Here is a 903-nt window from a genome sequence, read left to right as displayed (position 1 = left end):
AGTCGTGCCCGGCAGGGTACAAAAGGGGATGCACCAAAAACCCCTTAGCGCAGCAAATACCCCCCCAACCACTCCAGCAAACAAACAAGCCCCCAACCAATTGTTATGCCGGAAAACAAAAAAACACTTCATCCGATCCCGCGTCTGCAGCATCGGGTAATACCAAAGCGACAACGCCACGGCAGCGCCAAATCCAATCCAGTACGCCACGCCTAGCGCCATCACATGGCCAGCCCAGGCCATGATCCCGAAGAAGCCGACGTAGCACAGCATGATCGCCGCCACGTCGTAGCGTCCGAACGTAATGGCCGACGTTTTGATGCCGATGAGCAAATCGTCATCGCGGTCGACCATCGCATACGCGGTGTCGTAGGCGACGGCCCAGAACACATTGCCGGCGAGCATCAGCCACGCCAGCATCGGCACTTGATCCTGCACCGCGGCGGACGCCATCGGAATCCCAAACCCGAACGCAATGCCGAGGTACGCCTGCGGAATCGCGAAGAACCGCTTGAAGAACGGATACGTGCCAGCAATCACGATGGCGGCAACCGACATCCACTTCGTCAGCGCATTGAGCGGCAGGATCAGTGCGAAGGCGACGAGCGAGAGCACCGCCGCAACCGCCAGCGCCTCCCACGGGGCGATCAGGCCCGCGGTGATCGGCCGCTCCTTGGTGCGTTTGACGTGCTTGTCGAAGTCGCGATCGGCCCAGTCGTTGACCGCGCAGCCGGCCGAGCGCATCAGGAACGTGCCGACCGTGAAAATCACCACCAGCGACAGCGGCGGATGGCCGTCAGCCGCCATCCATAGCGCCCACAGCGTCGGCCACAGCAGCAGCAGCGTGCCGATCGGTTTGTCCATCCGCATCAGGCGCGCGTAGAGCACGAGGCGGCTGGGTTG

The 903-nt window shown here is 62.0% G+C and carries 1 protein-coding gene; it reads right to left on the bottom strand.

Features of this window, described 5'->3' with window-relative positions; translation table 11 throughout:
* On the bottom strand, positions 1 to 903 hold a 903-nt coding region (gene ubiA / locus FUT88_RS24890; protein WP_261797290.1), incomplete at both ends, for a 4-hydroxybenzoate octaprenyltransferase.

This window comes from Ralstonia sp. TCR112 (assembly GCF_007997035.1).
In the GTDB taxonomy this organism is placed as follows: domain Bacteria; phylum Pseudomonadota; class Gammaproteobacteria; order Burkholderiales; family Burkholderiaceae; genus Ralstonia; species Ralstonia edaphi.
This window is presented reverse-complemented; position numbering and strand designations above follow the sequence as displayed.